Here is a 26428-nt window from a genome sequence, read left to right as displayed (position 1 = left end):
CCAAAACTTGACGCATGTTCATCTTCAATCTCGGGGATACCGGCGGTAACGTCCGGCACCACCCCCGTCGTGAGGAGTCGCCATGCCCCGGCGCACCAGACATCACGCGTTGTTCGACAAACTGAGAACTCCCCGCAAGCTCCCCGGGTTCCTGAAAGCGGCATCCGTATGCGTCCTCGTCGCCGGTCTGCTCTCCCCGCTGGCCCAGGCGACACCGGCCGCGGCGGCCACCGCCTCCAACGACTACTGCGGCGGCCAGTGTTCGGACATCCTGCCGCCCGGTGAGAACGGCAACGCCACCCTCGCCCAGGTCCTCCTCAACCAGGCCTTCGGCGTCCAGCCCGACCACGCCGAGGACCAGCTCGGCCCCTACAACAACCTGGCCACGGGTTACTCCACCCTCACCGACGCGAAGATCAACACGTTCTTCAACGACTCGTCGTTCGGGGTCGCGTCCGATCAAGTCGCCTCCACGGAGAGTCCGGCGGGTCGCAGTGACGTGACGATCGTCCGCGACAAGAAGACGGGCGTACCGCACATCACCGGTACCACCAGATACGGCACCGAGTTCGGCGCGGGGTATGCCGCCGCTGAGGACCGGCTGTGGCTGATGGACGTGTTCCGGCACGTCGGCCGCGGCCAGCTCACCACCTTCGCCGGTGGCGTCGCCTCCAACCAGGGGCTTGAGCAGGAGTTCTACCGCAACGCCCCGTACACCGAGGCCGACCTCCAGGCGCAGATCGACAACGCCGTCGCCAACAACGGCACCCGCGGCCAGCAGGCCCTCGCCGACGCCAACGCCTACCTCGCCGGCATCAACTCCTACATAGACGCCTCCGACAGCGGCCGTTACTTCCCCGGCGAGTACGTCCTGACCGGTCACAAGGACTCGATCACCAACGCCGGCACCATCGACCACTTCAAGATCACCGACCTGGTGGCGCTGGCCTCCGTGATCGGCACGCTGTTCGGCTCCGGCGGCGGCGGGGAGGTCAACAACGCGATCTCACTGCTCGCCGCCCAGGAGAAGTACGGGGTGACCGAGGGCACCAAGGTCTGGGAGTCCTTCCGTGAGCGCAACGACCCCGAGGCCGCGCTCACCGTCCACAACGGCGAGAGCTTCCCGTACGGCACCAAGCCGTCCGACCCGCAGGGCGAGGCGCTGCCGGACTCCGGTTCGGTGACGACCGAGCCACTGGTCTACGACGCCACCGGCACCGGCGCCGACCAGAGCGCCTCCGCCGCCTCCGCGGCGGCGACCGCGACCGCCCTCAGTTCGGCCAAGCGCGGGATGTCCAACGCCCTCGTCGTCAGCGGCAAGTACACCGCGAGCGGCCACCCGATCGCCGTGTTCGGACCGCAGACCGGCTACTTCGCCCCGCAGCTGCTCATGCTCCAGGAGATCCAGGGCCCGGGCATCAGCGCCCGCGGCGCCTCCTTCGCCGGCCTGAGCATGTACGTCGAACTCGGCCGCGGCCAGGACTACGCCTGGTCCGCCACCACCTCCGGCCAGGACATCATCGACAGCTACGCCGTCGAGCTCTGCCAGGACGACTACCACTACCTGTTCCACGGCACCTGCACGGCCATGGACGAGGTCGAGCAGAAGAACTCCTGGAAGCCGACGACCGCCGACGGCACGGCCGCCGGCTCGTACACGATGCGCGTGTGGAAGACGAAGTACGGACCCGTCGAATACCGCGCGACCGTCGGCGGGAAGAAGGTCGCCTACACCACCCTGCGCTCCTCCTACATGCACGAGGCCGACTCGATCATCGGCTTCCAGATGCTCAACGATCCCGACTACGTGAAGAGCCCGGGGACCTTCCAGAGCGCGGTGCAGCACATCAACTTCACGTTCAACTGGTTCTACGCCGACTCCTCGCACACCGCGTACTACAACAGCGGCAACAACCCGGTGCGCCCGAGTGGTGTCGACCCCGAGTTCCCGGTCTGGGGCCAGGCTGCCTACGAGTGGCAGAACTGGGACCCGACCACCAACACGGCCGACTACACCCCGGCCTCCGCACACCCCAACTCCATCGACCAGGACTACTACATCTCCTGGAACAACAAACAGGCGCTGAACTACACGACGGCGAGCTGGGGTGACGGTTCCGTCCACCGCGGCAACCTGCTCGACGACCGGGTGAAGAAACTCGTCGCGGCCGGGGGAGTCACCCGCTCTTCGCTTGTCAAGGCCATGGCAGACGCATCGCTCACCGACCTGCGGGCCGAGGACGTGCTGCCGGACCTGCTGAAGGTCATCAACAGCAGTACGGTGACCGACTCCACGGCCGCCGCGGCCGTCACCAAGCTCCAGACCTGGCTGACCGCGGGCGGCAAGCGCACGGAGACGTCGGCCGGTTCGAAGACCTACGCCAACGCCGACGCCGTCCGGATCCTGGACGCCTGGTGGCCGCTGCTGGTGAAGGCCGAGTTCCAGCCCGGCCTCGGTGACGACCTGTACACCGCGTTCACCAACAACCTGTACATCGACGAGACCCCGTCGGCCGCCCACGGGCCCACCGGCTCGCACGCGGGAAGCTCCTTCCAGTACGGCTGGTGGAGCTATGTCGACAAGGACATCCGGTCGGTGCTCGGGCAGACCGTGTCCGGGCCGCTGGCCGAGCAGTACTGCGGCGGCGGCAGCCTCAGCGCCTGCCGCGACGTCCTGATCAGCACGCTGAAGACGGCGGCCGGTGCGAGTGCGTCCACGGTCTACCCCGGGGACTCCCTGTGCTCGGCCGGCGACCAGTGGTGTGCCGACTCGATCGTCCAGCGCACCCTGGGCGGCATCAAGCACTACAACATCAGCTGGCAGAACCGCCCGACCTTCCAGCAGGTCGTGGAGTTCACGTCACACCGCTGAGCCGCCACGTCCACGGCGGCGGGGTCACGCGATGCGCCCCGCCGCCAGCACCACCCTCGCCAGTTCGGGGTGCACGATGTCGCTGTGCGCCCCGGCCGGCGGGCCGCCCCTCTTCACGACCGCCGCCGCGTCGACGTTCACGCAGCCCGACGCGGCGAGCGGGCCGCGCAGGGCCGCCGCCAGGTCCAGCGACCGGGTGCCCGGCACCGCCTGCACCCCGTCGTGCCCCATCGCACCCCACCTGGCGCCCAGCGCCCCGCCCACGTCCACGCCCAGCACCGACTCGCAGTCGTCCGCCATCCGCGAGGCCAGCGGATACACCGTGCCGAGCGCCCCGTCGAAGCGGGAGTAGCAGCACACCAGCGGACCGTCGATCCGGTTCTCCTGGCCCTGCAGCACCCCGCCCGCGCGCGCGTCGTGGGGCAGCCGGGCGGCGAACGCATAGTGCGAGAAGGCTCCTTGCAGCAGCGTCACGGACTTCACCGTGCGCACCCCGTCCGGCAGCCCGCGCAGCGCGAACGACACCAGCCGGCCGCCGAAGCTGTGCCCGACCAGATGCACCCGCAGCTGCGGGGCGACGCCGGCCAACTGCCCGACCACCCGCCCGAGCCCACGCTCCCCGACGGTCCCGGCGCGCCGCTTCATCGCGTAGTACGTCGCCTGCCGCAGCAGTTCCTTCGCGCCGTCCCAGGGGTTGGGCAGTGCGAACGCCGCCGTGCCGGGGCCCTGCCCAAGGGAGGCCAGCGTCTGCGCGAACTCCGCGCACAGGGCCGTCGTGTCCCCGGTGAACAGCACCGGCTCGCTCTGCGGGACGCCCTCCGCGAGCGTGTCCGCCGCGAACAGGGGCTGGGGCCCTCCCGGCAGGACCTCGACGAGCAGCCGGACCAGCCGCCCGAACTCCGCCAGCTCGTTCGCCGGGCGCTGGTCCAGCATCCGGGCGATCTGGTCGACCACGGTGGCCCGCCCCGGGAACGTGTCGAGGAGCGCGTGCCGGGTGTCCTTGTCGAGGACCGGGGCCGGTCTCTCCTCCGCCTCCGTGGCCACCACGGACTTCGGGAAGTCCGGGATCGGCTCGTCGCAGAACCGCATCGACGGCCACACCACCCCGACGTACCCGATCCGCCCCTTCGGCGCGAGCTTCGGGATCGGCGCGAAGAACCGCCGGTACAGGGAGGTCGCGTCCGAACGGTCGTTGTTCCAGCCGTGCGCGAAGACGATCAGGTCATGGACGCCATGAGCCGTGACCTCGCCCAGCAGCCGGTCGCGTTCGGCGCCGTCCGGGTCGCCGTCGGCGTCGAAGGTCAGCTCCCAGTAGGGAGCCACGCTCATCCCAGGATCCGCCATGCCAGGCTCCTCGTCCCCCGAACCGGTGCGATGTGCGCGCATCGTCCCGCTGCCGGGCAAGGTTGGCCATACAACGCGCCTCACCTGTAGAGCAGAAATTCCTTTCGGATCCGGCGGAACGCGGCGAGTTCGTCCTGCCAGGCGCCGACGATCTCGTCCGTGCCCGCGCCCGCGTCGGTCATCGTGCGCACGGTCGTGGATCCGGTGAGCTTGTCGATCCAGTTGTCCGGCCGCCAGGCGAAGCCGCCCCACACCTTCTTGGCGGTGACCAGGAGCGCGATCCCGGTCCGTACGGGGTCGTAGGCGGCCCGGTCGTGCACATGGAGCTGCACCCCGCCGACCGTCTTGCCCTGGAACTTGGAGAATGTGGGCGCGAAGTACGCCTCCCGGAACCGCACGCCCGGCAGCCCGAGTCCGTCGACGGCGGCCGCCCACCGCGCGTCGATGCCCTCCGCACCCAGCAGTTCGAAGGGGCGGGTCGTGCCACGCCCCTCGGACAGGTTCGTGCCCTCGAAGAGACAGGTTCCCGAGTACACGAGGGCGGTGTCCGGGGTGGGCATGTTGGGGCTCGGCGGCACCCAGGGCAGTCCGTAGGCGTCGTGGAAGCGGTCGCGCCGCCAGCCCGTCATCGTCACGACGTCCAGCTCGACCGGGGTGGTCAGGTACTCCGCGTTGAACAGCTTCGCCAGCTCGGCGACCGTCATCCCGTGCGCCTGCGCGATCGGCTGCCGGCCGACGAAGCTGGCGAACTCCTTGTGCAGGACCGGGCCCTGGGCGGCGCGGCCGGTGACCGGGTTGGGGCGGTCCAGCACGACAAAGCGCCGGCCCGCCAGCCGGGCGGCCTCCATGCAGTCGTACAGCGTCCAGATGTACGTGTAGAAGCGGGCGCCGACGTCCTGGATGTCGAAGACGACCGTGTCCACGCCGGAGGTGGTGAAGACGTCGGCGAGGGGCCGGCCGCTCTTGAGGTAGGTGTCGTAGACGGGGAGGCCGGTCGCCGGGTCGTCGTAGCGGCCCTCGGAGCCGCCGGCCTGGGCGGTGCCGCGGAATCCGTGCTCGGGGCCGAAGACCGCCGTGAGCTCGACCCGGCGGTCGGCGTGCATGACGTCGACGATGTGGCGGACGTCGGTGGTGATGCCGGTGGGGTTGGTGACGATGCCGACCTTTTGGGCGGCGAGGAGGGCGTAGCCGTCGGCGGAGAGGTGGTCGAAACCGGTCTTGAGGCTGCCGTGGGCGTCGGCCGTGGTTGCCGTGGGTACGGCTGTCACGGCCGCTGTCGTGGCCGCTGTGAGCAGACTTCGTCTGGACGGGCGCATGGGGGTGGCCTCCGTGGTCGTCCGGGTGCAGGTCGTGTGTGGCTGGTCGCGCAGTTCCCCGCGCCCCTGGGGGGTTGCGGTCGTCCCTTGTCGGACAGTGGCCCTGTGCGCTGGGGGGCGGTCGTCGGGTGTCGGACAGTGGCCCTGTGCGCTGGGGGTTGCGGTCGTCGCGTGTCGGACAGTGGTCCCGCGCCTCTTCGGGGCGCGTCCTTAGGGGGTGTGACCGTCGCCCTTTTCTCAAACATACCGACCGGTTAGTGTGTCCGTGCTGAGCCGAGTCTGGTCGCGTCGTGTCGAAGGAGACCGATGGTGGGAGCCGTGCAAGATGCCCGAGTCGTCGTCACCGGGGCGGGAGGCGGTATCGGTGCCGCCCTCGCCCGGCGGTTCGCCGCCGAAGGCGCCCGCGTCGTCGTGAACGACCTGGACGCCGACAAGGCCGGCGCCGTCGCCGAGGAGATCGGCGGGATCGCCGTTGCGGGTGACGCGTCCGGCATCGTCGGCGCCGCCCGGGACGCGCTCGGCGGGAGTGTCGACGTCTACTGCGCCAACGCCGGTCTCGGCTCCGGCGGGTCCGAGGCGGCCGCGGACGCCGTCTGGTCCTCCGCCTGGGACGTCAATGTCATGGCTCACGTGCGGGCCGCGCAGGAACTGCTGCCGGACTGGCTGGAGCGGGGGAGCGGGCGGTTCGTCTCCACGGTGTCCGCCGCCGGGCTGCTCACCATGATCGGGGCCGCGCCGTACAGCGTCACCAAGCACGCCGCCTACGCCTTCGCCGAGTGGCTGTCGCTGACGTACCGCCACCGCGGGCTCAAGGTGCACGCGATCTGCCCGCAGGGCGTCCGGACCGACATGCTCGCCGCCACCGGCACCGCGGGCGACCTGGTGCTCCAGCCGACCGCGATCGAGCCGGACGCCGTCGCGGACGCGCTGTTCAAGGGGATGGCGGAAGACCGGTTCCTGATCCTGCCGCATCCCGAGGTCGCCGACTTCTACCAGGCGCGGGCCGCCGACCCGGACCGCTGGCTGACGAACATGAACCACATCCAGCAGAAGTGGGAGGCCACCCGGTGACCCAGTCGGAGACCGAGTCCAGCTACGCCGCCCGGCCCTGGGTGGCGCTGCTCAACGACGCCCAGCGCGGTCCGGTCGACCCCCCGGACTCCCTGGTGCACGCCCTGCGGGCCGCCGCGGCCGAGGCACCCGACCGCACCTGCCTCGCCTACTTCGACGCCCGCCTCAGCTTCCGCGAGGTCGACGAACTGAGCGACTCGGTCGCCGCCCATCTCGCCGAGCGCGGCCTGGAGCGCGGCGACCGGGTCGCCGTCATCCTGCAGAACTCCCCGCACTTCGTGCTCGCGCTCCTCGGCGCCTGGAAGGCGGGCGCGACCGTCGTGCCGGTCAACCCGATGTACAAGTCGGGGGAGGTCTCCCACGTCCTGCGGGACGGCGAGGTGACCGCGCTGGTCTGCTCGCAGCGGGCCTGGGAGTCGTATCTGCGCGACACGGCCGCCGACTCGCCGGTGCGGATCGTGCTCACCGCGAGCGAGCTGGACTTCCAGACGCGCGACGACGCGCGCGTGCTGACCTTCGAACGGCTGCCGCAGGCCGCCGACGCCGAGGACCTGGTGGCCGTCGCCCGCCGGGGCGGGAAGGCGCCCAAGGGGCGGGACCCGGTGCCCTCCGACATCGCGCTGATCAGCTACACCTCGGGGACGAGCGGCGCCCCCAAGGGGGCCACCAACCTGCACGGCAACATCATGTACAACGCGGAACGGCAGCGGACCGGACTGGCGCTGCCCGACGCACCGGTCTACTACGCCCTCGCGCCCCTCTTCCACATCACCGGCATGGTCTGTCAGCTCTGCGCCTGCCTCACCAGCGTGGGCACGCTCGTGCTGACCTACCGCTTCGAGCCGGGCCTGGTCCTGGACGCGTTCGCCGAGCACCGCCCGCAGTACACCGTGGGCCCCTCCACCGCCTTCATGGCCCTGGCCGCCCACCCTGACGTCACCCCGGAGCACTTCGCCTCCTTCGTCAACATCTCCTCCGGTGGCGCACCGCTGCCGCCGGCCCTGGTGGAGAAGTTCCGGGCGGGCTTCGGGCCCTACATCAGGAACGGCTACGGGCTGACCGAGTGCACCGCGCCGTGCGCCTCGGTGCCGCCGAGCCTCGAAGCGCCGGTGGACCCGGTCTCCGGGACGCTCGCCGTCGGGGTGCCCGGCCCCGACGCGGACGTGCGCATCATCGACGACGAGGGCAACGAGGTGCCCTTCGGGGAGCAGGGCGAGATCGCCGTACGCGGGCCGCAGGTGGTACCCGGGTACTGGCGGCGGCCCGAGGCCACCGCCGAGACCTTCCCGGACGGCGAACTGCGCACCGGCGACATCGGGTTCATGGACCCGCAGGGCTGGCTGTACGTCGTCGACCGCAAGAAGGACATGATCAACGCGTCCGGCTTCAAGGTCTGGCCGCGCGAGGTCGAGGACGTGCTGTACACCCACCCGGCGGTGCGCGAGGCGGCCGTCGTCGGGGTGCCCGACGGGTACCGCGGGGAGACCGTGAAGGCCTACATCAGTCTTCGCCCGGGTAGTGCAACCGATCCGGACGATCTCGCCCTCTATTGCAAGGAGAGACTGGCCGCTTACAAATATCCGCGCCAGGTGGAGATCCTGCCCGACCTGCCGAAGACGGCAAGTGGGAAGATCCTCCGACGGGAACTTCGTTCCCGACCGCAACAGAGTTAGCGGACATACGAGAAAGGCAGGTGGCGGCAGTGCCCAGGACGACCGACGGAGACGGGGCTCCTGTTCCGCAGCGGCTTCTTGCCGCCGCCACCCGGCTCTTCGCGGAGCAGGGATACGACCGCACCTCCGTGCAGGAGATCGTGGAGGCGGCCGGCGTCACCAAGGGGGCGCTGTACCACTACTTCGGCTCCAAGGACGACCTGCTGCACGAGGTGTACGCGCGCGTGCTGCGCGTCCAGCAGGAACGGCTCGACGCCTTCGCGAACGCGGACGAGCCGATCGAGAAGCGGCTGCGGGGCGCGGCCGCGGATGTCGTCGTCACGACGATCGAGAACCTCGACGACGCGATGATCTTCTTCCGGTCCATGCACCACCTGAGCCCGGAGAAGAACAAGCAGGTGCGCGCCGAGCGCCGGCGCTACCACGAACGCTTCCGCGCGCTCGTCGAGGAGGGCCAGCGTGAGGGTGTGTTCTCCACCGCGACCCCGGCCGACCTCGTCGTCGACTACCACTTCGGCTCGGTGCACCACCTGTCGACCTGGTACCGCCCCGACGGCCCCATGGCCCCCCAGGAGGTCGCCGACCACCTGGCCGACCTGCTGCTGCGGGCACTGCGCCCCTAGAGGGTCGGCCGGCCCCCGACAGGCAAGCGCCTACGGGGCTTTGGCGGGGCATCGCGCGGGATCCGCGATGCCCCGGCACACCCCCGGCACCGCCGACCGCGCCGGGGGTGCCGGCGCACGATCGGCGACCGGGACCGGACGGCCACTGACCGCAGACCCGCCCGAGCTCTCCTGCTGGTGTCACCACTGGTGGCGGGACGCTGACACGCGCGCATAGTCTCACCGGCATGGCAGATGCGTTTGCGGGCGTCCGGCTGCTCGGCCCGCCAGAGGCCGACGGCGAGTACATCGCGTTGAGTGAGCACGAGACGGTGCACCTGCACGAGTACACGCGGGTCTACGCCGTGCCCGGACTCTACGAGCATGTCGTCCAGGACCGGCTCCAGTGCAGGTCGCCGCAGGTCGCGGCGGCGGCTTTCCTGCGCGCGGCCGCGAGCCTCGGGCTGGAGCCGGGGACGATGACGGTGCTCGACGTCGGCTCCGGCACGGGACTGGTGGGCGAGCTCGTGCGTCGCGGAGGCGCGGCCCGGGTGGTCGGGGTCGATGCGCTGCCGGCGGCGCGCGAGGCGTGTCTGCGCGACCGGCCGGACGTCTACGCCGACTACGTGGTCGGCGACTTCCAGCTCGGCGACGGACTCCGTGCGGCACTACGCCCGTACGCGTTCGGAGGGTTGGTGTCGGCCGGCGCGTTCGGCGGCACCCACGCCACACCGCGGGCGCTGGTCAACGCGCTCGCGGTGCTGCCCTCCGGCGCGCCCGTGGCCTTCACCATCGACGAGCGGTGGATGGACGAGGCGGATCCGGACGGGTTCGGCGCCGCCGTCGAGCGGCTGGTGGCCGACGGACGTCTTGCCCTGCTGGAACGCACGCGGTTCCAGCACCGGGTGACGACGACCGGTGAGCCGATCTTCTATCAGCTGGTGGTGGGCCGGACGCGGTGAGGCGGTCCGCCGCACCGCGTCCGGCCCCGACGGCCCGTCTCCTACAGGTACTTCTTCAGCTCCCGGCGCGCCAGCGAGCGCTGGTGCACCTCGTCCGGGCCGTCGGCGATCATCAACGTCCGGGCCCCGGCGTACAGGTCGGCCAGCGGGAAGTCCTGGCTGACACCGCCCGCGCCGTGCAGCTGGATCGCGCGGTCGATGATGCCGACGACCGCGCGCGGGGTGGCGATCTTGATGGCCTGGATCTCGGCGTGGGCGCCCCGGTTGCCGACGGTGTCCATCAGCCAGGCCGTCTTCAGGACCAGCAGCCGCAGCTGCTCGACCGTCACCCGGGCGTCGGCGATCCAGTTGTGCACCACACCCTGCTGGGCCAGCGCCTTCCCGAACGCCGTCCGGGACACCGCCCGCCGGCACATCAGCTCGATCGCCCGCTCGGCCATGCCGATCAGCCGCATGCAGTGGTGGATCCGGCCGGGGCCGAGCCGGGCCTGGGCGATGGCGAAACCGCCGCCCTCCTCACCGACCAGGTTCGACACCGGCACGCGCGCGTGGTCGAAGACCACCTCGGCGTGGCCGCCGTGCGAGTGGTCCTCGTAGCCGAAGACCTGCATCGCGCGCTTCACGGTGACGCCCGGGGTGTCGCGCGGGACCAGGACCATGGACTGCTGGCGGCGGATGTCGGTGCCGTCCGGGTCGGTCTTGCCCATCACGATGAAGATCTTGCAGTTCGGGTTCATCGCCCCGGAGATGTACCACTTGCGGCCGGTGATGACGTAGTCGTCTGTACCGTCGGAGGCTCGCTCGATGTGCGTGGTGATGTTGGTGGCGTCGGAGGAGGCCACCTCCGGCTCGGTCATGGCGAACGCGGAGCGGATCTCACCGGCCAGCAGCGGCTCCAGCCACTGCTTGCGCTGCGCCTCGTCGGCGAACTGGGCCAGCACCTCCATGTTGCCGGTGTCCGGGGCCGCGCAGTTCAGCGCGGTGGGCGCCAGGTGCGGGGAACGGCCGGTGATCTCGGCGAGGGGCGCGTACTGGAGGTTGGTGAGCCCCGCGCCGTACTCGGCGTCGGGGAGGAAGAGGTTCCACAGGCCCTGCCTGCGCGCCTCCGCCTTCAGTTCCTCGACCACGGCCGGGGTGTCCCACGGCGAGGCGAGCGCGGCCCGCTGCTCCTCGGCGACCGCCTCGGCCGGGTAGACGTACTCGTCCATGAAGGCGAGCAGCTTGGCGCGCAGTTCCTCGGTGCGCGCGTCGAACGCGAAGTCCATGGCCGGTCAGCCTTCCTGAAGAGTGGTCAGTCCGTGGTCGATGAAGACGGGGACGAGTTCGCCGATGCGGTCGAAGCCCTGCCCGAGCGTCTGGCCCTGCGTGTACCGGTAGTGGATGCCCTCCAGGATCACGGCGAGCTTGAACCAGGCGAACGCCGTGTACCAGGAGATGTGCGTGACGTCCCGCCCCGAGCGGGCCGCGTAGCGCTCGACCAGTTCCCGCGGGTCCGGGTGGCCGGGCGCCTCGGCGGTCGTCGACACCGGCGAGTCGGGCGCGCCCAGCGGCTGGCTGTACATCACCAGCAGGCCCAGGTCGGTCAGCGGGTCGCCGAGCGTGGACATCTCCCAGTCGAGGATCGCCCTGATCGTGTCGTCGTCGCCGATCAGCACGTTGTCCAGGCGGTAGTCGCCGTGGATCACGGTGGGCGCGGGGGAGGCGGGCAGCCGGCGGCCCAGGGTGGCGTGCAGCTCGTCGATGCCGGCCAGCTCACGGTTGCGGGAGGCGTCCAGCTGCTTGCCCCAGCGGCGCAGCTGCCGGTCCAGGAAGCCCTCGGGGCGCCCGAAGTCGGCGAGCCCGACCTGCTCCGGGTCCACGGAGTGCAGCTCGACGAGCGTGTCGACGAGGGACAGCACGGCGTTCCGGGTGCGCTCGGGGCCGAGCGGGATCAGCTGTTCGGAGGTGCGGTACGGGGTGCCCGCCACGAACTCCATCACGTAGAAGGGCGCGCCGAGGACCTCCGTGTCCTCGCACAGCAGCACCGGCCGCGGCACCGGCACCTCGGTCGGGTACAGGGCGCTGATCACCCGGTGCTCGCGCTTCATGTCGTGCGCGGTGGCCAGGACGTGGCCCAGCGGCGGCCGTCGTACGACCCACTTCGAGGCGCCGTCGGAGACCGCGTAGGTGAGGTTCGACCGTCCGCCCTCGATCAGCCTTCCGGTCAGTGGACCGGCCACCAGGCCGGGGCGCTCGCGGTCGAGCAGCCCGCGCAGCCGGTCGAGATCCAGTCCGGGCGGGTGGTCGGGGCTCATGCATCGCTCCTACGAACGAGTGAACAGGACCCGACTCATGATGCCGACCAGTCGGTATGTCGTCCAGTCGGTGAGCCAAACGTGACCGGGACCACCCTGGGACCCGGCTGAAGAGTGACGGCTCCCCGCGCGCGCAGAGCGAGGAGCCGTCGTCCGGGTCGGGACCGTTTCAGTGGTCGTCCCAGTGACCGTCGTGCTCGGCGTGCCGGTGGCCGTCGTGAAGGTAGTCGATGTGGTCGCCGTGCAGCACGCCGGTATGGCCGCAGCCGTCGCCGTGCCGGTGGTCGTGGGTCTCGTGGGTGACGTGCCCGGCGGGCTCGCACTCGTCCCAGTGGCCGCCGTGCTCGCGGTGCAGATGCCCGTTGTGCGCGTAGTCGACGTGGTCGCCGTGCGGCACCTGGTCGTGTCCGCAGCCCGGTCCGTGGCTGTGGCCGTGTGCGGTGTGTTCCTGATGAAGGGTGGTCATGGTGTGTCGCCTTCAGCGGTACGGGGTTCGGAAGGATGGCGTGCTGCCGACGGACAGGCTGCCACGCGAACGGCACATATGCGGGCATCCCGGTTGCGTGGCGTCCGAGTACACCGGAGGGTCGTTTGCATGAAGGGCATCAGCTACAGCCGGTACGGCGGACCCGATGTGCTGGAGTACGGCGAGGTCAAGGACCCGAAGGTCGGCCCCGACTCGGTGCTGGTGAAGGTCCGGGCGGCGGCCGTCAACCCGGTCGACTGGCAGGGCCGTGAGGGCCATCTGCACGGCATCATGGACGCCGTCTTCCCGGTGATCCCCGGCTGGGACGTGTCCGGGGTCGTCGTCCAGCCGGGGCCGGCCGTCACCGAGTTCGCGGTCGGCGACGAGGTGATCGGCTACGTCCGCGAGGACTTCCTCTCCCGGGGAACCTTCGCCGAGTACGTCGCCGCCCCGGTGCGCACCCTCGCCCGCAAGCCGCGCAACCTCTCCTTCGAGGAGGCCGCCGGGCTGCCGCTGGCCGGCCTCACCGCCTACCAGGTGCTGGTCCACGCCCTGGAGGTCAAGCGCGGCGAGACGGTCCTGGTGCACGCTGCCGCCGGCGGGGTCGGCTCCCTCGCGGTCCAGATCGCGGCCCACCTCGGTGCCCGGGTCATCGGTACGGCGAGCGAACGCAACCACGACTTCGTACGGGGCCTCGGCGGCGAGCCGGTGACCTACGGCCCGGGCCTGACCGAACGTGTCCGGGGACTGGCCCCGGAGGGTGTGGCCGCCGTCTTCGACACCGTGGGCGGCGAGGCCCTGACGGCCTCGGCGAACCTGCTCGCCCCCGAGGGCCGGATGGCCTCGATCGCCGACCCGGACGTCGTCGACTTCGGCGGCCGCTACTGCTGGGCGCGCCCCGACGCCGAGGACCTGACACGGCTCGCCGCGCTCGCGGAGCAGGGAGCGGTGACCGTCCATGTCACCGAGACCTTTCCGCTGAAGCGGGCGGCCGACGCACACCGGCGCAGCGAGGAGGGACGGACCCGGGGCAAGCTGGTGGTCACGGTGGAGTGGCCGGAGGAGGAGGGCCGAAGCTGAGCCCACGGCCTTCGGCGCGCCCGGGGGCCTATACGACCAGTGCGGCGGCGCAGAGGGCGACGGCGATGGTGCACAGCGCCGCGGCGGTCGCCTGTCGCGGGGTCAGTGCCGAGGGGCGGTCGGTGGCCGCCAGGTCGCGGATGCGGCGGTTGGCGACCAGAAGGAAGCCCAGCCACAGGACGCAGCAGGCCGCGCAGGCGAGCACGCCGTCGGCCGAGGCGCTGCCGTGCAGGGCGGTCTTCGCCGCGAGTACGGCGGCGACGGTCGCCGACAGTGTCGTACGACGCCAGGCCAGCCGGGTCCGCTCCGGCTGGAGCCCCGGGTCACGGACCGGCGCCGTCATCCTTCCCACCCGACGAGCACCACGACGACCATCGCCACGGCGACCACGGCGACTACCACGCTGAGCAGGGCCGGAAACCGGGAGACCGGGAGGTCCTCGCCGCGCCGTATCGCCCGCTCGCAGCGCATCCAGTGGTTCACGGCCCGCAGTGAGCACAGCACGCCGGCGGCGAGGAGCGCGAGCGCGAGACCGACCCGCCAGGCCCAGCGGAGGTCCGGCAGGAACTGGTCCACGGCGAAGCCGCCGCCGATCAGGGCGAGGGCGGTGCGCAGCCAGGCCAGGAAGGTCCGCTCGTTGGCGAGGGAGAACCGGTAGTCGGGGGTCGTTCCCTCTTCGCGCACCACTTCGGGGGCGAACCACAAACGGACGTTCCGCGCGAATTCGATCACGTGCAGGGAGCCTACCGGGGAGGTCGGCCGAGGGTTCGTCTGCGGGTGGGCGGGGGAGGCGCGCGCAGTTCCCCGCGCGGGAGGTCGGCCGAGGGTTCGTCTGCGGGTGGGCGGGGGAGGCGCGCGCAGATCCCCGCGCGGGAGGTCGGCCGAGGGTTCGTCTGCGGGTGGGCGGGGAGGCGCGCGCAGTTCCCCGCGCCCCTTACGGGGCCCGTCACGGCCGCGGGCAGTCGTGCCTCCCCCGGTGCCTCAAGGGCCTGGGAGGTGCTCCCAGGCGGCACGGGTGGGCGCTGGGGGTGCCCCCCTCTGGGGGTGCCCCCCTCTGGGGGTGCCCCCCTCTGGGGGAGGCACCCTGCCGGCGCCGGTAAGCGTCCCCGCCGCCGTCCTCAGCCCCGCCACTCCCGCAGTCGCTCCCACGCCGCCAAGCCGTCCGGCACCCACTCCCACTCCCCGAGCCGCGATGCCAGGTCCTCCTCCGTCAGGAAGTCGTGCCAGGCCACCTCCTCCACCTGCGGCCGTACCGGCAGCTCGCAGCGGACCTCGTACACCGCCGACCACCAGCTGTGCCCGGCGCCGTCGTCGTACCGGAACTTGAAGAGGTACGTCGGACGGGGCAGCCCGGACACGCCCAGTTCCTCCTCGGCCTCCCGCAGCGCCGCGTCGTCGTAGGACTCGCCCGCGCCGACCACACCCCCGACGAACATGTCGTACAGGGACGGGAAGACCAGCTTGGTCGCGGTGCGACGGTGGACGAAGACGCGGTCGGCGGCGTCGCGGGCCAGGATGAAGGCGCAGCGGTGGCGCAGCCCCCGGGCATACGCCTCACCGCGGGGTGCCTGTCCGATCACCCGGTCGTGCTCGTCGACGATGTCGAGGATTTCGTCAGCAGGCTTCATGCCGCCATCCAAGCAGGCCGGCGGCCCGGGGCGTCAGCGCGGCTGGAGGTCCAGCGAGGGCTCCTTCGGCGCCGGACCGCGCGGCATCGCGGGGTGCAGCCCGAGCAGCACGATGCCCGCCACGATCGCCGCGAGCCCCGCCGCCTCCCAGGCCAGCGCCCCGGTGTCGGTGCGCAGCCGGTCCCCGAGGAAGCCGACGCCGCACAGGATCCCGGCGAGCGGCTGGGCCGCGGTGAGCGCGGGCAGCGAGTTGCGCAGCTCCGCCGTCTCGAACGCGCTCTGGACGAGGATCAGCCCGCTGATCCCGAGCACCAGCACGCCGTACGGCTGCCAGCCGGTCAGTACCTCGGTGATGCCGCCGTCGGAGAAACGGGTGCTGGTGACCCGGGTCAGCGCGTCCTGTACGCCGTACAGCAGGCCGGCGGCGAGGGCGAGCAGGGTCGGCCCCGCGCTCAGCCGGGACCGTTTGGCGTAGGTGGTGAGCAGCAGGGCGAGGCCGACCGTCACGCCGATGATCAGCCAGTGGCGCAGTGGGTTGGCGATGGCATGGCCGCCGCGCGGCTCGCCCGCCAGGATGAACGCGGTGACGCCGCCCGCGAGCAGGATCAGGCCCGCCCAGCCCTGATGGCTCAGGGGATGCTTGGTCTGGTGCCGGGAGAGCGCGAGGGCGAAGAGGAGGTTCGTCGCCAGCAGCGGTTCGACCAGGGAGATCTCGCCCTTGCCGAGGGCGATCGCGCCGAGGACCATGCCGGCCACCATCAGCCCGATCCCACCGAGCCAGCGCGGCACCCTCATCAGGTCGAGCAGCAGCCGGGGCGAGAGGAAGTCGCTGAGCGGGGCCTTCTGGGCGACGTTCTGCTGGAGCACGAACCCGAAGCCGAGGCAACAGGCCGCACTCACGGCGAGAACCAGAACCAGAACGGACACGCTGCGTACCTCGATCATGCGGCCGGGCTACGGGGTGCGTAGTGGCCGACTGTAGCGCTCGCGGATGGGTGTTGCCCCGGGAGTACCCGGAACCGGGCGGTTGACCCGGTCACGACGCCCGAGCCGAACTCGGCGGGTGGATCAGGGCGGCGGCGGGACCGGTACGGCCATGGTCCGATGCCCGGGCGGCCCGCGCCATGGCGTACGCCACAGCCGGAACCCGGAGCCCCACGGCCACGGTACGCCGAACGGACCCCGGCGCGCGTCAAGTTCCGCTGTGTTCACGGTAGTTGAACGGGGTACAAGCCCCGCTCAGCTTGACGCAAAGTCTTGGCTGGCGGTTTGCTGTGCGTGATCGGCCGATGGCAGCCCGACAACCAGGAAGTTCCGCGGTGCCCCCAACCCCGCCCCTCTTAGGCCCAGGCCGGGCCGTCGCCGAAGTCCCCCGCGCGGCAACGCACCCCGGGTGCGAACACTGCCCCGACGACGCCCTCGACGACGCCGAACTCATTTCCGCGCGAGCCGCGTTGGCCCAGGGCCGCTGGCAGTCCGCCCGCTCCCTGCTGCTCCACACGGGTGACGACTGGGACCGCCGGGGCCACCGGGCCATCGTCCTCGCCCGTGAGCCCTACGCCATCGCCTGGGCCCGCGAGTGGCTGCTCGCCGAGCCCGGCTCCGCGGGTGCCGCCACCCTCTACGCCCTGACCCTGGTCCGGCGTGCCCTGCGCGGCAAGGAACCCCCGGACCGGGCCCGCGAGGCCTGCACCGGCGCCGCCGCGCTCGCCCCCGCCGACCCCACCCCGTGGCTGGGCCTCCTCCTGCTGGCCCGCCACCTCGGCACCGACGACGAGACGCGCCGCATGTTCGACGAGGTGCGCGGCCGCCATCCCGAGCACCACCACGCCCACCACCTGATGGCCGCCCGGATCGCGGAGACCGAGGCCGAGGGGACGTACGAACTGTGCGCCTTCGCGGAACGCTCGGCCGCCGAGGCCCCCGCCGACTCCCCGCTGGCCGTGCTCCCCGTCGTCGCCTACACCGAGCGGCACCGGGTGCTCGCCGCCACCGGCCGGGCGCCCACCGATCCGGCCGCGGCCGGCCACTGGGCCGAGCCGTCCGCCCGGCGGGCCCTGAGCGCGGCCTTCGACTGGTGGCTGGAGTGGGGGATCGAGGAGCACCCGCGCCGTCATGTCGACCTCAACCACCTGGCCCACGCCACCTCCGGCGCCGGCCGGTACGCGGAGGCCGCGGCCCTGTTCCAGCGCATCGGCCGCCATGCCACCCGGGCCCCCTGGTCCTACCCGGACCGCGACTCCTGCGAGGCGTTCCGGGCGGCCCGGGAGCGCGCGCTCGGTGGCTGACAAGAAGATGTTGTGGATTTCTTACGGCGGCCGGATTTCCTGGCCGGGCCCGCCCCGAGGGTGTTCGAATGAGTAAGTGAACTCTGAACGACCCGAGGAGGGTCGGCCGATCGGCCGCCGGGTGTTCCTCGGCACCGTCGGCCTGGGCGCTCTCGGTGTCGTGACCGCGCCGGTGCTGCAACGCGTCACCGAGTCGGTCCTCGGCACCTTCTCCGGCAAGGACCCGACAGGCCTGACGGGCCTGCTCCCGAACGGCGGCGGCTTCCGCTACTACTCGGTGACCGGATCGGTGCCGAACAAGACCGCCGCGGACTACCAGCTGAAGATCGACGGCCTGGTCGACAAGCCGCGCACCTTCAGCCTGGCCGACCTGCGCGCCCTGCCGCAGACCCGGCTGGTCAAGGACGTCCAGTGCGTGACCGGGTGGCGGGTGCCGGAGACCCCGTTCGAGGGGGTCCGCCTCTCGCACCTGCTGGACCTGGCGGGAGTGCGCGGCGGCGCGAAGGCGATCCGCTTCACCTGTTTCGACGGCGCGTACAGCGAGAGCCTCACCCTCGACCAGGCGCGACGGCCGGACATCCTGGTCGCGCTGCGCATGCAGGACAAGGCCATCGGCCACGACCACGGCGGCCCGGTCCGCCTCTATGTCGCCCCCATGTACTTCTACAAATCGGCCAAGTGGCTCTCCGGCATCACGGTGACCGACAAGGTGCAGCCGGGATACTGGGAGCACCTCGGCTACGACGTCGACGCCTGGGTCGGCCGTTCGAACGGACGCGACGATGAGCCTACGAGCTGAGGCACCGGCCGCCACGCACCGGCTGCACCGCTTCACCCCCGCCGAGCGCTGGATCCACCGCACGACGGCGGCCCTGATGGGCGTCTGTGTCCTGACGGCCGCCTGCCTCTACATCCCGCAGCTGGCCATCCTGGTCGGGCGCCGCGAACTGGTCGTCCGCGTCCACGAGTGCGCGGGCCTGGCCCTGCCCGTCCCGGTCCTGCTCGGCCTCGCCTCCCGCGCCTTCCGCAGGGACCTCGGCTTCCTGAACCGCTTCGGCCCCCACGACAGGCTCTGGCTGCGGGCCGCGCTGAGCCGCGACAAGCGCCCGTCCTCCCGCCCGGCCGGCAAGTTCAACGCCGGCCAGAAGATCTACGCGAACTGGATCGCCGGTGCCACCCTGGTCATGCTCGCCACCGGCCTGCTGATGTGGTTCACCCACCTCACCCCGCTGATGTGGCGGACCTCGGCCACCTTCGTCCACGACTGGCTGGCCCTGACGATAGGCATCGTCCTGGCGGGCCATATCGGCATGGCCATGGCCGATGCGGAGGCGAGACAAGGGCTGCGCACCGGGAAGGTGAGCAAGGAGTGGGCCAAGCGCGAGCATCCGCTGTGGCGGCCGTAGCCCAGGGAACCGCTCGCGGCACCACGGCTTCGTCCCGGCGCGACGGTGCTCGGCCGGGACGGTCCGGATGATGGCCGGAAGTGTCTGGACGATGGAAGTGTCTAGATGATGAGGGAGAGCAGGAGGACCAGGCCGCCCGCGACCACCGAGATGATCGTCTCCATGATCGACCAGGTCTTGACGGTCTGTCCGACGCTCAGCCCGAAGTACTCCTTGACCAGCCAGAAACCGGCGTCGTTGACATGGCTGAAGAAGAGCGAGCCGGCGCCGATGGCCAGGACCAGCAGGGCCGTGTGGGCCGTCGACATGTCCGCCGCCAGCGGGGCCACCAGGCCCGCCGCCGAGACGGTCGCCACCGTCGCCGAGCCTGTCGCCAGCCGGATCGCCACCGCGATCAGCCAGGCCAGCAGCAGGGCCGGGATCGACCAGTCCTTGGATATCTCCAGGATCATCTGGCCGACACCGCAGTCGATCAGCGTCTGCTTGAAGCCGCCGCCCGCGCCGACGATGAGCAGGATGCCCGCGATGGGCATCAGGCCCTTGTCGACCGTCTGCTGGAGCCGCTCCTTGGAGAAGCCGGCCGGGCGGCCGAGCGTGAAGAAGCCGAGGACCACGGCCGCGAGCAGGGCGATCAGCGGCGAGCCGATGACGTCGAAGACCCGCTGGACGGCGTGCGTCGGGTCGTCGACGACGATGTCCACCAGTGCCTTGGCCAGCATCAGCACGACCGGGAGCAGGATGGTGGCGAGGGTGGCGCCGAAGCCGGGGCGCTTCTCCAGCTCCTCCGAGGGGCGCTGCGGCAGCATCCGGTCGGGGGCCGGGACGTCCACCCAGCGGGCGGCGACCTTGGAGAACAGCGGACCGGCGATGATCACGGTCGGGATGGCGACCAGGACGCCGAGCGCCAGGGTCACGCCCAGGTTGGCGCCGACCGCGTCGATCGCGACCAGCGGGCCGGGGTGCGGCGGCACCAGGCCGTGCATCACGGACAGACCCGCCAGCGCCGGGATGCCGATGCGCATCAGGGAGTAGTTGCCGCGCTTGGCGACCATCAGCACCACGGGGATCAGCAGCACGATGCCGACCTCGAAGAACAGCGGCAGACCGATCACGGAGGCGATCAGCACCATCGCCCACGGCATGGCCCGCCCGCCGGCCTTGGCGAGGATGGTGTCGACGATCTGGTCCGCGCCGCCGGAGTCGGCGAGCAGCTTGCCCAGGATCGCCCCGAGCGCGATCAGGACACCCACGCCGGCGACCGTGGAGCCGAGGCCGGTGGTGAAGCTGGTGATGACCTTGTCCAGCGGCGCCCCGGCGAACGCGCCGAGCGCGAGCGAGCCGATGGTCAGCGCCAGGAAGGCGTGGAGCTTGAACTTGGTGATGAGCAGGACGATGACGGCGATGCCCGCGAGGACGGCGATGCCGAGCTGGGCATGTCCGGCCGAGGTGATGGGCGCGACGGTGTCCGCTGCCAGCATCTCGACGCTGAGTCTGGTCACGGTGGTTCCTTGCAGATCTGGGGACAGAAAAAGGGGGAAGGTTACTGCCGGGTGAGGTCGGGCAGCGCGTCCAGGGCGCGCACGGCCCGCGCGGTGATCTCCTCGGGGGAGCCGGTGACGTCCACAGCGACGCCCGGCTCGTCCGCCGCCAGCGGTTCGAGCGTGGCGAACTGGGAGTCCAGCAGCGCGGTCGGCATGAAGTGACCCTGCCGGTGCGACATCCGGTCCTCGATGAGCTTGCGGTCACCGGCGAGGTGCACGAAGACGACGCCCGGGGCGGCGGCGCGGAGCCGGTCCCGGTACGACCGCTTCAGCGCGGAGCTGCTGACCACCCCGCCCAGACCTTCCCGCCCGTGCGCCCAGGAGCCGATGGCGTCCAGCCACGGCCACCGGTCGGTGTCGTCCAGCGGGTGCCCGGCCGACATCTTGGCGATGTTGGCCGGCGGGTGGAAGTCGTCGCCCTCGGCGTACGGGACGCCGAGCCGGGCGGCGAGCAGAGGACCGATCGTGGTCTTGCCCGTGCCGGCGACGCCCATCACCACGACGACGTGGGGGGTCCGCATCACTGCCTCGCTGTCTTCCTCGGGATTCCTCAACGAGAGACACCGGCGTACGACATCCGGCGTCGGCCTCACTGAAACCCATTAGGTACGACGAATTCAAGAGTCTGTGACAAATAAGTCTGACTTTTTGGCCCTGTGATCCACTCGGTACGCTGAGTGCATGAGCACCATGGGCAGAGGGCTGCACGGCCGCGTACTGGACAGCCTCGGCCCCGCGATCACCGCCGGCGAGTACCCGCCGGGCAGCGTCCTGCGCACGGACGAGCTGGCCCAGCGGTTCGAGGTGTCGCGCTCCGTGATGCGCGAGGCGGTCCGGGTCCTGGAGTCCATGCACCTGGTCGAGTCCCGCCGCCGGGTCGGCGTGACGGTCCGCCCGAAGGCCGAGTGGAACGTCTACGACCCGCAGGTCATCCGCTGGCGGCTGGCCGGCGCCGACCGCCCCCACCAGCTGCGCTCACTGACCGTGCTGCGCTCGGCGATCGAACCGGTGGCCGCCCGCCTGGCGGCGAAGAGCGCCACGGCGGAGCAGTGCGCCGAGCTCACCGAGTGCGCGCTCGGCATGGTGGCCAACTCGCGCGGCCACCGGCTGGAGCAGTACCTCGTGCACGACATGGCGTTCCACCGGGTGATCCTCAACGCGTCCGGCAACGAGATGTTCGCCCGCCTCGGCGACGTCGTGGCCGAGGTCCTCGCGGGCCGTACCCACCACGAGGTGATGTTCGAGGACCCCGACCCGGCCGCCGTCACCCTCCATGTCCAGCTCGCCGAGGCGGTACGGGAGGGCGACGCGGTCCGCGCCGAGCAGCTGACCCGCGAGATCACGGTGGGCGCCCTCCAGGAGCTGGACATCCTGGCGCCGTAGTCCTACTGGTCGGGGAACTCCCCGTCCACGTACACCCACGCCCCCTCCACCCGCTCGAACCGGCTGCGCTCGTGCAGCGAGCCGCCCTTGAAGGACGCGCGGAAGGTCACCGTGCCGGCGGTGTGGAAGGCCGACCCGTCGGTCGTCGCCAGGATCTCCAGACCCGTCCAGCGCATCCCCGGATCGAAGTCGACGCGTGCCGGACGCGTTCGCGGATGCCAGGTTCGCAGCAGGTACGGCTCGTCGCGTTCGACGAAGGCGCTGTAGCGCGAGCGCATCAGCGTCTCCGTCGTGGGTGCCGCTGCCTCACCCCGGTGGAATCGGCCACAGCACTTTTCGTACGTCTCCGCAAGACCGCAAGGGCAGGAGGGGTTGTGATCTGGGGCGGAGCCGTGCTGCCGCCGGGATTGCGAGGTACGTCGGGACATGGGTTCCATTCTGCTGCACCATCGACTGTGTGAATTCTGTGAACCGCCTGATCCGACACGTGCTCATCCTGTGCGGGTCGCAGAAGTCGCTCTTCATCGAACCTCCCTTCGGGCTGGCGTGAACCCGCCTTGCTCCTGCAACGCCCAACTCCCCAAGGTGGAGGCAGCACTTGAGCATCAGGAGTCACAAGCATGCGTGCTTGACCCGGCCGGCCGTCCGTCCGGGGTACTGACGGGGGAAACTGATACGGGGTGCGTGGCCGGTGCGCCTGGGGCGCGCCGGGGACCGAAATGCCGCGCTCGCCGCCCGACCTCCCCCTCTGCCGCCTCTTGGTGCCTGCCATCCGGTGCCCGAGAAGGGATAGGAGGGGGAATGCCGACGCATGCCGTGAGCGCCGCGAGGCCGACTTATCCGGGCGTCTACGTCGAAGAGCTTCCCAGCAGCACCCGCACCGTCTCCGCCGTGACCACCTCGGTGACCGCGTTCGTGGGACACACCCGGCGCGGCCCGCTGAACGAACCGGTGCGCGTCACCGGATTCGCCGACTTCGAGCGGCGCTTCGGCGGCCTGAGCGCGCAGAGCCCGCTCTCCTACGCGGTCCACCAGTTCTTCGGCAACGGCGGCACCGTCGCCGTGATCGTCCGTGTCGCCAAGGCCGGCAGCGGCAAGGCGGCCTGTGTCGTCCTGGAGTCCACCGAGGGCCACAGCGAGACCCGGGTCCTCGAAGTGCACGCCAAGGAACCCGGCGTCTGGGGCAACGGCCTGCGCGTGGCCGTCGACTACGACACCCCGGACTGCGAGGAGACCTTCAACCTGCGGGTCTACGACGCCAGGGGCGACGCCCGCGAGACCTTCACCGGCCTGTCCATGGACGCCGACAGCGCCGGCCACGCGCCGACCGTCGTCAACGCCGGCTCGCGCCTGATCCGTGTCGAGGCGGTCGGCGAAGGGCGCCCGGATCCGTCCGGCACGGTCTCCAAGCCGTTCGGGCACCGACTGCCCGACCTCGCCGTCGACCTGACGGTGAAGATCGGTGACGTGGAGCGCGAGTTCAGGCTCTACGACCCCGACTGCGACGGCGAAGCCCCGTCCACCGTGGCCGAGTTGGCGCTGCTCCTGGAGCGCAGGCTGCGCGCGCTGCCCGACGCGCCCGGCAGGCACGCCTTCGCCGGTGTCGAGGTCACCGCCTTCGGCCGCCGGATCCAGGTGGTCGCCGGCTCCACCGACCCCGAGGACGTCGTCCGCTTCCTCGGCGAGTGCGCCAACGACCTGGGCCTGGAGGCCTCGGTCAACCCACCGGTGTTCCCGCTGGAGGGCGGCGAGGACGGCGCGGCCCCCGGCCCGCGCGACCTCATCGGCTCCGAGGCCGGCAAGACCGGCATCCAGGCGCTGCGCGGGGTCGCCGACGTCAACCTGCTGTCGCTGCCCGAGCTGGCGTCGTACGACAAGACCGAGGACGCCCTCACCGTCGTGTCGGCGGCCCAGCGGCTGTGTGCGGAGCGGCGGATCTTCCTGCTGGTCGACGCGCCCGCCACCTGGGTGAGCGTGGACTCGGCGCGGGCCGGGATCTCCGCCTTCGACGCCGTGCGCGGCAACCACGCCGGCCTGTACTTCCCGCACATCCAGCTCACCGACCCGCTCACCGGCCGGCTGCGCGCCTTCCCGCCGTCCGGCGCGGTCGCCGGCGTCATCGCGCGCACCGACTCCGAGCGCGGAGTGTGGAAGGCCCCGGCGGGTACGGAGGCGCAGCTCGTCGGAGTGCACTCGCTCACCGTCGACCTGACGGACCGGGAGACCGGCCTGCTCAACCCGCTCGGCGTCAACTGCCTGCGCACCTTCCCGGTCACCGGCCCGCTGGTGTGGGGGGCGCGCACGCTGGAAGGCTCCGACGCCCTCGACAGCGCCTGGAAGTACGTGCCCGTGCGGCGGCTCGCCCTGCATGTGGAGGAGAGCCTCCAACGCGGCCTGCAGTGGGTGGTGTTCGAGCCCAACGACGAGAACCTGTGGCAGCAGATCCGGCTGTCCGCCTCCTCGTACCTGCACACGCTCTTCCGGCAGGGCGCCTTCCAGGGCAGCACCCCGCGCGAGGCGTACTTCGTCAAGTGCGACAGCGAGACCACGACGGCCGACGACGTGGCCAACGGTGTCGTCAACGTGCTCGTCGGCATCGCGCCGGTCCGCCCGGCCGAGTTCGTCGTCGTCAGGATCCAGCAGACGTCGGGCCAGTTCGCGCTCTGAGGCACCAAGGGACAAGGGATACCGAGGAAATTCGATGGCTGAGTTCACGGTCAACGCGCATCGCTTCGACCCCTACAAGAACTTCAAGTTCCTTGTGCTGTGGGACGGTCGGACGGTCGCCGGCATCAGCAAGATCAGTCCGCTGAAGCGGACCACGGAGGTCGTCAAGCACCGCAACGGCGGCGACCCCTCCTCCCCGCGCAAGTCGCCGGGCCGCTCCGAGTTCGACGGCATCACCCTGGAGCGGGGGGTCACCCACGACCCCGAGTTCGACCGCTGGGCCAACAAGGTCTGGCAGGTCGGCGCGGGCCTCGGCGCCGAGGTGTCCCTCGCCGACTTCCGCAAGGACATCGTCATCCAGGTCCTCAACGAGGCCGGCCAGGTCGCCGTCTCGCACAAGCTGTACCGGACCTGGCCGAGCGAGTACCAGGTCCTCGGCGAGATGGACGCCAACGCCAACGCGGTGGCCATCCAGTCGCTGAAGCTCGAGTGCGAGGGCTGGGAACGGGACTACGAGGTGCCCGAGCCGGAGGAGCCCTCGTTCCTCAACCCGGCGTGAGGTGACGGGTGTCGGGGGAGCGGGCCTCGGGCGAGGCCGACCTGCTGGCCACCTGGGAGGCGGGCCTCGGTGAGGCGCCGGCCGGCCGGGCGCTGCTGCTGCACCGCGCGGCACGCCCGGACGTCGACGCGACGCGGCTGCCCGCCCTGCCGGTCGGCGAGCGCGAGACGGACCTGATCACGCTGCGCCGGGCGCTGTTCGGCGAGCGGATGGACGTGCGCCTCGAATGCGCCGCGTGCGGCCAGGACATGGAGTTCGACCTGGACGCCGGACAGCTCGCGGGCTCGCTCGGCGGGCGCGGTGAGCCGGTCGTGCGGATCCAGGAGAGCGGCTGGGACGTCGAGTTCAGGCTGCCGTCCATCGCCGACCTGCACACGGCGGCGCGGGCTGCCGACCCGCGCGCCGCGCTGCTCGCCCGGTGCCTGGTCACGGCGGCGCACGACGGTACGGCGGTCCCGGCGGGCGAGCTGCCCCCGCCGGTGCGGCGCCGGATCGCCGAGGCCGTCGAGGCGGCCGACCCGGGCGCCGACCTGACGCTCGACGTCGCCTGCCCCGAGTGCGGCGAGGCCACCCGGGCCGAGCTGGACATCGCCTCCTACCTCTGGACCGAACTGGACTCCTGGGCCCGGGACGTGCTGCTCGACGTCCACCTGCTCGCCACCGCCTACGGGTGGAGCGAGCCGGAGATCCTGGCGCTCAGCCCGCTGCGGCGCCGCTACTACCTGGAGCTGTGCGCGGATGTCTGACTCAGGGGACGCACCCGACTTCCTCGACCGGCTGCTCGCCCGGCACACCGCCCCGCGACCGGCCGCGGTGCGGGTACGGCCCCGGCTGCCCGGCCCGTTCGAGCGGGTCGAGGCGGTACGGGACACGGCCCCCGTGCCGGAAGCGGAGGCGCTGCAGTGGCCCGCGATCACACCGCCGTCGGCCGTACCCCCAGCGCAGGTGCGGCGCACGGCGGCCGTGGAGACACGGTCGCACACGGAGCGGGAGCGGACCGTCGTCCACACGGAGCAACGGGCCATGCCGCCGGCGCCGGCGGTCCTACGGCCCGAGGTGCCGCTGCTGCGGCCCGTCGCACCCGTCGTGTCCGAGCCGCGACCGCTGCCCGACGCCGGGCGGCGCACGGCGGGACAGGCGCGGCCGGAACGGTCACGGACCGCGGCGCCCGTGCCCATCCCCCCGGGCACGGGCGCCCCCCCCCGCATCGTGGCCCCCGCGCCGGTACCCCCCTGCCCCGCCCGGCGTCCGGCCCCGGTCGCGCCGCGGGCACGAC

25 protein-coding genes and 1 pseudogene are annotated in these 26428 nt (G+C 71.5%); 14 read left to right on the top strand and 12 right to left on the bottom strand.

Going from position 1 to position 26428, the window contains the following annotated elements; translation table 11 throughout:
* Positions 1 to 82: 82 nt before the first annotated feature.
* Positions 83 to 2872, top strand: coding sequence for a penicillin acylase family protein (locus AB0D59_RS28720; RefSeq protein ID WP_362571185.1), 2790 nt, complete (start codon positions 83 to 85; stop codon positions 2870 to 2872).
* Positions 2873 to 2896: 24 nt separating this feature from the next.
* On the opposite strand, the gene AB0D59_RS28715 is transcribed toward AB0D59_RS28720, so the two are convergent.
* Together AB0D59_RS28715 and AB0D59_RS28710 are read right to left on the bottom strand one after the other, a co-directional pair.
* Complete coding sequence (locus AB0D59_RS28715) at positions 2897 to 4216, bottom strand: serine-threonine protein kinase (protein WP_362571183.1); 1320 nt, start codon at positions 4214 to 4216, stop codon at positions 2897 to 2899.
* 80 nt (positions 4217 to 4296) lie between these two features.
* Positions 4297 to 5532: a DUF1343 domain-containing protein gene (locus AB0D59_RS28710; protein ID WP_362571181.1), complete on the bottom strand. Its 1236-nt coding sequence runs from the start codon at positions 5530 to 5532 to the stop codon at positions 4297 to 4299.
* Between the two features lie 306 nt (positions 5533 to 5838).
* Between AB0D59_RS28710 and AB0D59_RS28705 the strand changes: the two genes are divergently transcribed.
* The 4 genes from AB0D59_RS28705 to AB0D59_RS28690 all read left to right on the top strand — a co-directional run bounded on the left by AB0D59_RS28705 (position 5839) and on the right by AB0D59_RS28690 (position 9840).
* Positions 5839 to 6603, top strand: a complete 765-nt coding sequence (locus AB0D59_RS28705) for an SDR family NAD(P)-dependent oxidoreductase (RefSeq protein WP_362571178.1) — start codon at positions 5839 to 5841, stop codon at positions 6601 to 6603.
* Positions 6600 to 8276, top strand: a complete 1677-nt coding sequence (locus tag AB0D59_RS28700; protein ID WP_362571175.1) for an AMP-binding protein — start codon at positions 6600 to 6602, stop codon at positions 8274 to 8276. The genes AB0D59_RS28705 and AB0D59_RS28700 overlap by 4 nt, the downstream gene beginning before the upstream one ends.
* A 29-nt stretch (positions 8277 to 8305) precedes the next feature.
* Complete coding sequence (locus AB0D59_RS28695) at positions 8306 to 8899, top strand: TetR/AcrR family transcriptional regulator (RefSeq protein ID WP_089103029.1); 594 nt, start codon at positions 8306 to 8308, stop codon at positions 8897 to 8899.
* A gap of 227 nt (positions 8900 to 9126) precedes the next feature.
* On the top strand, positions 9127 to 9840 hold the full coding sequence (locus tag AB0D59_RS28690; RefSeq protein ID WP_362571172.1) for a class I SAM-dependent methyltransferase: 714 nt from the start codon (positions 9127 to 9129) through the stop codon (positions 9838 to 9840).
* A gap of 41 nt (positions 9841 to 9881) precedes the next feature.
* Here the strand turns inward: AB0D59_RS28690 and AB0D59_RS28685 are convergent, their stop codons facing one another.
* The 3 genes from AB0D59_RS28685 to AB0D59_RS28675 all read right to left on the bottom strand — a co-directional run bounded on the left by AB0D59_RS28685 (position 9882) and on the right by AB0D59_RS28675 (position 12600).
* Positions 9882 to 11105 carry an acyl-CoA dehydrogenase family protein gene (locus AB0D59_RS28685; RefSeq protein ID WP_362571169.1) on the bottom strand — a complete coding sequence of 408 codons (1224 nt, stop codon included), beginning with the start codon at positions 11103 to 11105 and terminating at the stop codon, positions 9882 to 9884.
* Between the two features lie 6 nt (positions 11106 to 11111).
* Entirely contained in the window at positions 11112 to 12134 is a 1023-nt protein-coding gene (locus AB0D59_RS28680) for a phosphotransferase family protein (RefSeq protein WP_362571166.1), read from the bottom strand.
* A gap of 169 nt (positions 12135 to 12303) precedes the next feature.
* Entirely contained in the window at positions 12304 to 12600 is a 297-nt protein-coding gene (locus AB0D59_RS28675; protein ID WP_362571163.1) for a hypothetical protein, read from the bottom strand.
* A 129-nt stretch (positions 12601 to 12729) separates the two neighbouring features.
* Between AB0D59_RS28675 and AB0D59_RS28670 the strand changes: the two genes are divergently transcribed.
* Positions 12730 to 13680, top strand: coding sequence for an NADP-dependent oxidoreductase (locus tag AB0D59_RS28670; protein WP_362571160.1), 951 nt, complete (start codon positions 12730 to 12732; stop codon positions 13678 to 13680).
* A 28-nt stretch (positions 13681 to 13708) separates the two neighbouring features.
* Here the strand turns inward: AB0D59_RS28670 and AB0D59_RS28665 are convergent, their stop codons facing one another.
* The 4 genes from AB0D59_RS28665 to AB0D59_RS28650 all read right to left on the bottom strand — a co-directional run bounded on the left by AB0D59_RS28665 (position 13709) and on the right by AB0D59_RS28650 (position 16235).
* Positions 13709 to 14023 carry a DUF202 domain-containing protein gene (locus AB0D59_RS28665; protein WP_362571157.1) on the bottom strand — a complete coding sequence of 105 codons (315 nt, stop codon included), beginning with the start codon at positions 14021 to 14023 and terminating at the stop codon, positions 13709 to 13711.
* The gene (locus tag AB0D59_RS28660; protein ID WP_362571154.1) at positions 14020 to 14412 is read right to left on the bottom strand and encodes a DUF202 domain-containing protein; all 393 of its coding nucleotides are present in this window, start codon (positions 14410 to 14412) and stop codon (positions 14020 to 14022) included. Before AB0D59_RS28660 ends, AB0D59_RS28665 begins: the two co-directional genes overlap by 4 nt.
* 386 nt (positions 14413 to 14798) lie before the next feature.
* Complete coding sequence (locus AB0D59_RS28655; RefSeq protein ID WP_362571152.1) at positions 14799 to 15308, bottom strand: NUDIX domain-containing protein; 510 nt, start codon at positions 15306 to 15308, stop codon at positions 14799 to 14801.
* Between the two features lie 33 nt (positions 15309 to 15341).
* On the bottom strand, positions 15342 to 16235 hold the full coding sequence (locus AB0D59_RS28650; protein ID WP_362571456.1) for a DMT family transporter: 894 nt from the start codon (positions 16233 to 16235) through the stop codon (positions 15342 to 15344).
* Positions 16236 to 16627: 392 nt separating this feature from the next.
* Between AB0D59_RS28650 and AB0D59_RS28645 the strand changes: the two genes are divergently transcribed.
* The 3 genes from AB0D59_RS28645 to AB0D59_RS28635 all read left to right on the top strand — a co-directional run bounded on the left by AB0D59_RS28645 (position 16628) and on the right by AB0D59_RS28635 (position 19002).
* Positions 16628 to 17596: a hypothetical protein gene (locus tag AB0D59_RS28645; protein ID WP_362571149.1), complete on the top strand. Its 969-nt coding sequence runs from the start codon at positions 16628 to 16630 to the stop codon at positions 17594 to 17596.
* Positions 17597 to 17672: 76 nt separating this feature from the next.
* Positions 17673 to 18395, top strand: coding sequence for a molybdopterin-dependent oxidoreductase (locus tag AB0D59_RS28640; RefSeq protein ID WP_362571146.1), 723 nt, complete (start codon positions 17673 to 17675; stop codon positions 18393 to 18395).
* Positions 18379 to 19002 (top strand): cytochrome b/b6 domain-containing protein, encoded by a 624-nt coding sequence (locus AB0D59_RS28635; RefSeq protein ID WP_362571143.1) that lies wholly within the window; start codon positions 18379 to 18381, stop codon positions 19000 to 19002. Before AB0D59_RS28640 ends, AB0D59_RS28635 begins: the two co-directional genes overlap by 17 nt.
* A 101-nt stretch (positions 19003 to 19103) precedes the next feature.
* Here the strand turns inward: AB0D59_RS28635 and AB0D59_RS28630 are convergent, their stop codons facing one another.
* Positions 19104 to 20501: a gluconate:H+ symporter gene (locus tag AB0D59_RS28630; protein WP_362571141.1), complete on the bottom strand. Its 1398-nt coding sequence runs from the start codon at positions 20499 to 20501 to the stop codon at positions 19104 to 19106.
* A 41-nt stretch (positions 20502 to 20542) separates the two neighbouring features.
* Entirely contained in the window at positions 20543 to 21064 is a 522-nt protein-coding gene (locus AB0D59_RS28625; RefSeq protein ID WP_362571138.1) for a gluconokinase, read from the bottom strand.
* Between the two features lie 160 nt (positions 21065 to 21224).
* On the opposite strand from AB0D59_RS28625, the gene AB0D59_RS28620 reads away from it, so the two are divergent.
* Positions 21225 to 21926 (top strand): FadR/GntR family transcriptional regulator, encoded by a 702-nt coding sequence (locus tag AB0D59_RS28620; protein WP_362571135.1) that lies wholly within the window; start codon positions 21225 to 21227, stop codon positions 21924 to 21926.
* A 2-nt stretch (positions 21927 to 21928) separates the two neighbouring features.
* On the opposite strand, the gene AB0D59_RS28615 is transcribed toward AB0D59_RS28620, so the two are convergent.
* On the bottom strand, positions 21929 to 22354 hold the full coding sequence (locus AB0D59_RS28615) for a YchJ family metal-binding protein (protein WP_362571132.1): 426 nt from the start codon (positions 22352 to 22354) through the stop codon (positions 21929 to 21931).
* Between the two features lie 373 nt (positions 22355 to 22727).
* Between AB0D59_RS28615 and AB0D59_RS28610 the strand changes: the two genes are divergently transcribed.
* The 4 genes and pseudogenes from AB0D59_RS28610 to AB0D59_RS28595 form a co-directional block, all read left to right on the top strand.
* Positions 22728 to 24593 carry a phage tail sheath subtilisin-like domain-containing protein gene (locus AB0D59_RS28610; protein WP_362571129.1) on the top strand — a complete coding sequence of 622 codons (1866 nt, stop codon included), beginning with the start codon at positions 22728 to 22730 and terminating at the stop codon, positions 24591 to 24593.
* Positions 24594 to 24627: 34 nt separating this feature from the next.
* Complete coding sequence (locus tag AB0D59_RS28605) at positions 24628 to 25152, top strand: phage tail protein (RefSeq protein WP_355717858.1); 525 nt, start codon at positions 24628 to 24630, stop codon at positions 25150 to 25152.
* A gap of 8 nt (positions 25153 to 25160) precedes the next feature.
* Positions 25161 to 25898: a hypothetical protein gene (locus tag AB0D59_RS28600; protein ID WP_362571126.1), complete on the top strand. Its 738-nt coding sequence runs from the start codon at positions 25161 to 25163 to the stop codon at positions 25896 to 25898.
* A pseudogene (locus AB0D59_RS28595) lies at positions 25891 to 26428 on the top strand (hypothetical protein); the annotation flags it as partial. The gene AB0D59_RS28600 and the pseudogene AB0D59_RS28595, both read left to right, overlap by 8 nt.

The organism is Streptomyces sp. NPDC048417, assembly GCF_040651615.1.
Taxonomy (GTDB): Bacteria; Actinomycetota; Actinomycetes; order Streptomycetales; family Streptomycetaceae; genus Streptomyces.
Note: the sequence above shows the minus strand (reverse complement) of the source record. Positions and strands in the feature narration are given on the sequence as shown.

Excerpts from the sequence above, each read along its gene's own strand:
- AB0D59_RS28655 (WP_362571152.1), bottom strand. The coding sequence starts at position 15,308 with ATGAAGCCTGCTGACGAAATCCTCGACATCGTCGACGAGCACGACCGG.
- AB0D59_RS28710 (WP_362571181.1), bottom strand. The coding sequence starts at position 5,532 with ATGCGCCCGTCCAGACGAAGTCTGCTCACAGCGGCCACGACAGCGGCC.
- AB0D59_RS28685 (WP_362571169.1), bottom strand. The coding sequence starts at position 11,105 with ATGGACTTCGCGTTCGACGCGCGCACCGAGGAACTGCGCGCCAAGCTG.
- AB0D59_RS28670 (WP_362571160.1), top strand. The coding sequence starts at position 12,730 with ATGAAGGGCATCAGCTACAGCCGGTACGGCGGACCCGATGTGCTGGAG.
- AB0D59_RS28620 (WP_362571135.1), top strand. The coding sequence starts at position 21,225 with ATGAGCACCATGGGCAGAGGGCTGCACGGCCGCGTACTGGACAGCCTC.
- AB0D59_RS28680 (WP_362571166.1), bottom strand. The coding sequence starts at position 12,134 with ATGAGCCCCGACCACCCGCCCGGACTGGATCTCGACCGGCTGCGCGGG.
- AB0D59_RS28610 (WP_362571129.1), top strand. The coding sequence starts at position 22,728 with ATGCCGACGCATGCCGTGAGCGCCGCGAGGCCGACTTATCCGGGCGTC.
- AB0D59_RS28635 (WP_362571143.1), top strand. The coding sequence starts at position 18,379 with ATGAGCCTACGAGCTGAGGCACCGGCCGCCACGCACCGGCTGCACCGC.
- AB0D59_RS28705 (WP_362571178.1), top strand. The coding sequence starts at position 5,839 with ATGGTGGGAGCCGTGCAAGATGCCCGAGTCGTCGTCACCGGGGCGGGA.
- AB0D59_RS28605 (WP_355717858.1), top strand. The coding sequence starts at position 24,628 with ATGGCTGAGTTCACGGTCAACGCGCATCGCTTCGACCCCTACAAGAAC.
- AB0D59_RS28615 (WP_362571132.1), bottom strand. The coding sequence starts at position 22,354 with ATGTCCCGACGTACCTCGCAATCCCGGCGGCAGCACGGCTCCGCCCCA.
- AB0D59_RS28715 (WP_362571183.1), bottom strand. The coding sequence starts at position 4,216 with ATGGCGGATCCTGGGATGAGCGTGGCTCCCTACTGGGAGCTGACCTTC.
- AB0D59_RS28675 (WP_362571163.1), bottom strand. The coding sequence starts at position 12,600 with ATGACCACCCTTCATCAGGAACACACCGCACACGGCCACAGCCACGGA.
- AB0D59_RS28720 (WP_362571185.1), top strand. The coding sequence starts at position 83 with ATGCCCCGGCGCACCAGACATCACGCGTTGTTCGACAAACTGAGAACT.
- AB0D59_RS28625 (WP_362571138.1), bottom strand. The coding sequence starts at position 21,064 with ATGCGGACCCCCCACGTCGTCGTGGTGATGGGCGTCGCCGGCACGGGC.
- AB0D59_RS28690 (WP_362571172.1), top strand. The coding sequence starts at position 9,127 with ATGGCAGATGCGTTTGCGGGCGTCCGGCTGCTCGGCCCGCCAGAGGCC.
- AB0D59_RS28665 (WP_362571157.1), bottom strand. The coding sequence starts at position 14,023 with ATGACGGCGCCGGTCCGTGACCCGGGGCTCCAGCCGGAGCGGACCCGG.